Raw genomic sequence first — 6,511 nt, 5'->3', positions numbered from 1 at the left:
CGCTGCGCGGGATCCTGAATAGTTACAGAAAAATTACGCATTCCAAAGTGGACGCAGTATTGCCCCCTTTTACTTCAACAATTGCCCGATCACATCGGGCCGGTTGAACGACTGAAACAACCCCTCGTGGGTAAAGAATCGCGCTTCCCGGCCAATACCCTGATTCCGATGCCATCCCACCAGATTTTCCGCCCCAACCGAAAGGGTGAACAGCTTGTTGGGAGAGAACAATACCCAGCGCTGCCGGTCAATATGGGGATACAAGGCCATGATTTCGTGACCATTGGCGGCGTAGTACCAACGCAAGGTGCCATCTTCCAACGCAGTGATGAGATACCGCCCGTTGCCCGAAAACACCATACCCCAAACCGTGGCCGGAACAACCGTCGACCAGAGCAGGCGACCGTCAATCCCTACCAGGCGCAACCGCTGATTGGAACCCAGCGACACCATCTGCTCTCCGGGCATGATGGCCATGCTTTGGAACTCTTCGTCGGCTTCCAGTTTGATGGGATAGCCGTTGACCTGAATACCTTTGCCTTTGCTCAACCAGGTGAAGCGGATCTTTCCGGAAGCGATCAGCGGCGGCTGCATGGTTCCATCCGATGCGCCGGCCGGCTCCAGTCTCAGGGCAGCGACATCGAATCGGGCCGGAATCGCCCCCTGGGGACCATACGGGAATTGCACCCGCTTGCCATCCTCGGAAGCCAGCAGGTTGGAACCGACGCCCCGGAAGTTCACCGTGGCGGGTCCGACATGGAACACCTGGAATCCCTCCGCATTGATCAAACCGAAGGAAGGATCGGCGCCGGCATAGAGAACGCCGCCCCCACCCACCCCCAGAAGGTCGGTCAGGCTGGCCGCGCCACTTTGCAGATCGACGTAACGACTGGTTCCTGACGTATTGATCATGCCGCGATCCGCCCACTTGCGAATCTTGTCGTTTCCGGTCGTTCCCTGCTGTCCGCCGGCAAACAGGTACTGGCCGTCCGGTGACCAGGTCACCAGGGAAAGACGCCCCTGGATGCCACTGACATCCGGAGCGTAAAGGGTATTCAATCCGGGAACCGAGAGTACCTCCACCCGGGTCTGGTCCTCAAAACCGACCGCCAGGGATCCGCCATCCGGGGAAAAGGCCACCCCGGCGGGTTTGCCGGGAAAAAGCCGTTTGGCGTCGACAAGATGGAAGCTTGCATCGTAAAGCCGGACATAGCCGTCCTGGCTGGAACTGGCCGTCATGCCCTGAGAGGAGACATCCATCCCCACATTGGTGCCTGCATACTGCCGGTCGATACCCACCAGCGCCCCATCGGAAACCCGCAGAAAACGAATGCCGTTATTGCCCGCCAGACCCACCGCCAGATATTCGTCGCCGGGCAGGAAGGCCAGGTTGTTGATGGAGTCGGGCAACTCGCCGAGGGTCTTCTTCAGCACCCCGCTTTCGACCTCGAACAGATAGACCACGGTCTTCTTGCGCCACTCCCAGCCGGAATAGCCCCCAACCGCCACGTAGCGACCATCGTTGGAGACGCTGACCGCATAGAGTTCCCCCTCCTTGCCGCCACCGATGGGCGCACGCAAAATGCGCAACAGCTTTCCTTCCGGCAGGGACCAGATCCGCGCCGTGCGATCATCGGAAACAGTCACCAGAAAGCGTTGGCCGGGATCAATCGCCATGCGGCGGATCAAACTGGCGTGCATGCCCGTTTCAAGGCGAAAGATGAGCCCGAGGGGAGCGTTGCCCACCGCCTCTTCGGCAACGAGCGCCGCAGGGAACACGAGGAAAAGACCAAAGGCCACCGCCAACAACCCGGAAAGGAGAACCTTCCATGGCCCGAGGAGCCCGGCAAAAATAACGTGTACACCTTGCTTGTCTCTTGGCTCGTCCGCCGGGTTGGCAAAATGGTTACCTATCGACCTATGCGCCCATTTCGCCGCCTTGCGGATAAACCAAAATCCGGCACAATCCGTACAAGTTATTTCTGCCAGGCTCCTAACCGGAGACGGGTACAGCGCAACGATCTTATTATCGATTCGAGCCATCCACGCGATCCTGGCGAAACCGGGGTTTATCGACTGATCGAAAACGTTCCTGAATGCATCAGGACGGAGAGACTGGCCGTCAGGCTCATTCAGGAACCATTTCCGCCTGAAAAGCCGGGTCGAGCAGACCCAGCCGTTCCATGGTCAGGTAGATTTCACGACTGATCCAGGCATCCGTAGCGGCATAGGAGATCTGGTAAGGTTGCAATTTCGAGGTACTCCAGTTGGAGCATTGGGCTCTTTTGGAGATGCGAACGCCGAAGAATCCCGCCGCCAAGGTGCGCAACCCGCGATTTTTCAAACCCGCCTTGCGCGCCTCCTCCCCCAGATCGAGAAAGCCTCCCGGAGAAAAGGGCAACACCGCCTGAAGCTGGGCCACATCCTGTCCCAAGCCCACCCCGACCTTGAGAATGGCGGGATCGGAGAGCAGCTGCTGCAGGGGTTCCAACTGACGCAGACAGCCGATGCGGAAGAGGAAGACCGACTCCTCGCCCGCCAATTGCACCAAAGCAGGGTGGTGTTGTTGACCCTTTTTGAAGGTTGGTTTGGTCTCGGTATCGAAACCAAGCACCTTTTCCTGCCGGATGGCTGCAACGGAAGCGGCAACATGGTCGTCGTTGGCAACCAGATGGATCGGACCGGTCCATTTGACCACCGGCAACTCGTTGACCTCATCCTTGTCGAGTTTCCGCAGAAAATCTCCGTCGCTTAACGACAACATGATCTCGTTTCCCGAATGAAACTGGCCGTTCCGTCATTGAATGCCGGTAAGCAGACTCTCCTGCCACCAGAAAGAGCAACGGTACATGACCGTTTCGTTTCCGCAGACCGCTGGCAGAATGCCCCTTAACCCCGTTTCACGTCAACATAATCTTTACAGGCCGGAAACACTCGTTACACGTCCCGCCCCGTGACCGCTCCCTTGGTGGGGTACAGGTCGTTGACCGAACCCGAATCCTCCAGGTGTCTGCCCTCGATCAACATGCGGGTCAACTGCTCCGCCGGAACCGGCGCGGAAAAGAGAAATCCCTGCATTTCGTTGCAACGAAGGGCCTTCATGATGGAGAGCTGCTCCTTGGTTTCCAGGCCTTCGACGATCACCGTCTGATCCAGACTGTGGGCCATGGCCACAATAGCGGAGACGATGGCGGCATCTCCGGGATTCTTGCCGATGTTCAGTACGAAGGAGCGATCGATCTTCAGCGTCTTGAAGGGGAAGAGACGCAGTTGGCTCAGGGAGGAGTAGCCGGTGCCGAAGTCGTCGATGGAGAGCTTGATGCCCAGGGCGCTGATGCGGTTCAGGATGTCGATGGCCCGCTCGACATCGTCCATGATGGCGCTTTCGGTGATCTCCAGATCCAGCAATTGGGGGTCGATGCCGGTCTCCCGCACCAGATCCTCCACCTTTTTGGCCAGATCCTGACGTTTGAACTGGATGGCGGACAGATTGACCCCGATGCGAATGGGCGGAATGCCCAGGGCTTTCCAGGAAGCCAACTGTTCACAGGCGGTGCGCAGCACCCAATCCCCCATGGGTACGATCAGCCCGGTCTCCTCGGCGACGGGAATGAAGTCTCCCGGAGAGATCAGACCGCGCTCGGGATGCAGCCATCGCACCAGGGCTTCCGCGCCGATGACCCGTCCCGTTTCCAGCTCCACCTGGGGCTGATAATAGAGACGCAACTGCCCACCGTGAATGGCTTCCCGCAGGCTGTTTTCCAGGGCGAAGCGCTTTTTGGCGGTTTCGGTCATCTCCGAGGAGAAGAACTGGTAGCTGTTGCGCCCTTTGCGCCGGGCATGGGAGAGGGCGGTTTCGGCATTCTTGATCAGGTCGGCGCTGTGGGTGCCATCCTGAGGAAAGAGGGTGATGCCCATGGCGGCGCTGACTTCGACCGTCTGGTTGCCGACCACCACCGGGTCCGAAAGAAACTCGTAGACCTTGCGCGCCACGATGCTGGCATTGCGCACCGCCCCGGCTTCGGCGCTGATGTCGGAGAGCAGCAGGGCGAACTCGTCGGCCCCGATGCGCCCCACGCTGTCACTGGTGCGCAGGCATTTGGCCAGACGCTGCCCGATCTCGATCAGAATCTGGTCGCCCCGGTCGTAACCGAGGGAGTCGTTGATCACCTTGAATCGGTCCAGGTCCAGATGCATCAGCCCGACGGATTTGTTATGACGCTTGGCCTGGGTAATGGCCTGGGCGAGACGGTCTTCAAAGAGAAGACGGCCCGGCAAACCGGTCAAGGGATCCGTCGGCGTACTCTGCGGCGCGAGCCCTCCGGACTGGGCCAGGCGCGACGGAGCCGGCAAGGTCATCTGCACGATGAACTGCTGCCCGGACTCCGTCTGGGAACATAACCCGTTGATCTGCACATAAATCGAGCCGGGATCGCCGCCCTTCCTGGTAAAACGCACTTCGCCCTGCCAGTTGCCGTCATGCCAAACCTGCTCGGCCACACCGTCCAGCAGAAGCCGGTCCTCCGCCTGGGGGAACAACCGCAGGATATGCCGGCCTTCCAGTTCCGCCATCTGGTAACCGGTCAAACGGGTCACCACGGGGTTGACCCGACGGATAAGGCCTCGGGCGTCCACCAACACGACACCCTGCAGGCCATTACCCATGAGGATTTCGAGCAACTCCTCTTGGGGAGTCACCTGACCTTTAGTCTTCCTGTTTGCCGATCTCTGGATCAGTGTCATATTAAGGATTCATGCGTCCGTATAGCAAGAAGATCATCCAGCCAACATGGATCTCGGCCATCCCCATGGCCGACGGTGCAGTATAGAACGTCTCCCTCCGCATGAAAAGCCAAACCGAATCCCTTTGCCCACTTCTTCACGTTTGTTTCCACAAGGATCCTGTCTGTTCATTTTGCGGGAAATCACGAAGACGGGAGCGGGTATCCCGGATGTGCCCGCCTCGCCCGAGGCAGGACCAGGCAAGTGAAAAAAAAACACATGAATCGTAAAATGGCTCAGGAGGGCGACAAGCGTTTGGAAAAATCCACAAGACCCCGCATGGTGCCGAGGAAGAGCTTCCACAGAAACCGGGGTTGCAGGGATTTCAGAAAGATCTCCCGGTAGGTGGCGCTTCCGGTGAAGGTATCCCACAGCACGCGACTCATCACCCGCTGCTCCATGGGCCGGGACAGCTCCCCCCGCACCATGTTGACCATACCGCGCCGCAGGAAGCGCCAGTGCTGGTACAGGGCGGTAATGCGGAAGATCAGGTTGCCGATGTGGTTGTCCCGGGCGATGCGGTGGCAGACGGGCCAGTAGTGTTCCTGGAAGGCCTCGGTGGAGATGCCCAGGAAAATGGCGGTCACGGCGCACGATTTGGCCGTGACGTAAGCCGCGCCGATGCCATCCTTGTACAGACGGGAGATGGCGCTGTCCCCCACCAGCACCACCCGGTCGCCGTAAGGATTGACGGCCGGTCCCAGATTGAGGCGGGGCGTGCAGTGGCAGGCCTCCCCCAGGCAACAGGGACCGCTGACCGGTTTGTGTTCGAAGCCGACGGGGAAACAGCTTTTGACCTCGGGGCTGTCCATGAAGCGTTGCACCATCACTTTGTCGATATCCTTGCCCAACAGGCAGACGGTGACATACTCCACTTTGGGAATCAGGGCGGCGAATTTCAGATTGGGGATATCGAGAAGAAAGATGTGCATGGCGCTGCCCAGATGGCGTTGGGCCACGTCCAAACCCAGATGGATCTCCGAGAGATAGCCGCGATTGACCAGCGGTGGCTTGAAACGGATGCCCAGGTTTTCGAAGGATTGCAGCGTCGCCGAGTTGACCCCCACCGCGCCGATGATCAGGTCGTAGGTCCGGGACAATTTGCCTCGGGTATGTACGCAGGGCAGTCCTTCATCCCAGGAGAGGTCCATAACCCGGTCGTGGATGACCTGCACGCCCTTCTCCCGGGCCAGATCCAGCAGAAAGCCGTCGAAGCTGGCCCATCGGTTGCCCGCGTCCATGGGTTCCATGGGACCGCTGCCCCGATAGACCGTGGCGATGCGCAGGTCATCCGCCGGGGTGGGAATGGCCACCGGCTCCAGATTCGAGGTATGCAGGACATAGGACTCGATGCCGCGCTGCACCACCAGGGGAGGCAGGTTGATGCCCTCGGCGGCCAGGGTTTGCACCAGCGACTCCGACACCACGCCGGCGCACATGTTGCACCCGGCGGGGCCGTAGCGACTGAAATCCCGGGCTTCGTAGATATCCACCTGCAGCTCAAGGCCCACTCGACCGGCCAGCTCCATCAGGAAAAAACCGGCCATGGAGCCCGCTGGTCCGCCGCCGACAATGCCCACCCTGGATCCGTTTTTCAGTTTCACCCTGATTCAACTCCACCGCGACAGGCGAATGATTCCGTTTCTAAACCGCGCCCATCCTGAAGATGCTGGGCTTTTCAGTCATACGGGGGTCCGGGGGGGATTATCCCCCCCGGCGGGGTTCGGGG

The 6,511-nt window shown here is 59.6% G+C and carries 4 protein-coding genes; all 4 read right to left on the bottom strand.

All coding sequences use genetic code 11. The features are described 5' to 3' along the window. Positions 1-69: 69 nt before the first annotated feature. Complete coding sequence (locus tag HQL56_17360) at positions 70-1,779, bottom strand: hypothetical protein (GenBank protein ID MBF0311288.1); 1,710 nt, start codon at positions 1,777-1,779, stop codon at positions 70-72. Between the two features lie 349 nt (positions 1,780-2,128). Then, positions 2,129-2,764 carry a 3'-5' exonuclease domain-containing protein 2 gene (locus tag HQL56_17355; protein ID MBF0311287.1) on the bottom strand — a complete coding sequence of 212 codons (636 nt, stop codon included), beginning with the start codon at positions 2,762-2,764 and terminating at the stop codon, positions 2,129-2,131. 173 nt (positions 2,765-2,937) lie between these two features. Beyond that, positions 2,938-4,698, bottom strand: coding sequence for an EAL domain-containing protein (locus HQL56_17350; protein MBF0311286.1), 1,761 nt, complete (start codon positions 4,696-4,698; stop codon positions 2,938-2,940). Positions 4,699-5,018: 320 nt separating this feature from the next. Beyond that, complete coding sequence (locus HQL56_17345; GenBank protein MBF0311285.1) at positions 5,019-6,386, bottom strand: hypothetical protein; 1,368 nt, start codon at positions 6,384-6,386, stop codon at positions 5,019-5,021. Positions 6,387-6,511: the final 125 nt, after the last annotated feature.

It is taken from the genome of Magnetococcales bacterium (assembly GCA_015231925.1).
Taxonomy (GTDB): domain Bacteria; phylum Pseudomonadota; class Magnetococcia; order Magnetococcales; family JADGAQ01; genus JADGAQ01.
The sequence above is the reverse complement of the archived record's forward strand: the minus strand, read 5'-3'. Positions and strand labels throughout refer to the sequence as shown.

Excerpts from the sequence above, each read along its gene's own strand:
- HQL56_17355 (MBF0311287.1), bottom strand. The coding sequence starts at position 2,764 with ATGTTGTCGTTAAGCGACGGAGATTTTCTGCGGAAACTCGACAAGGAT.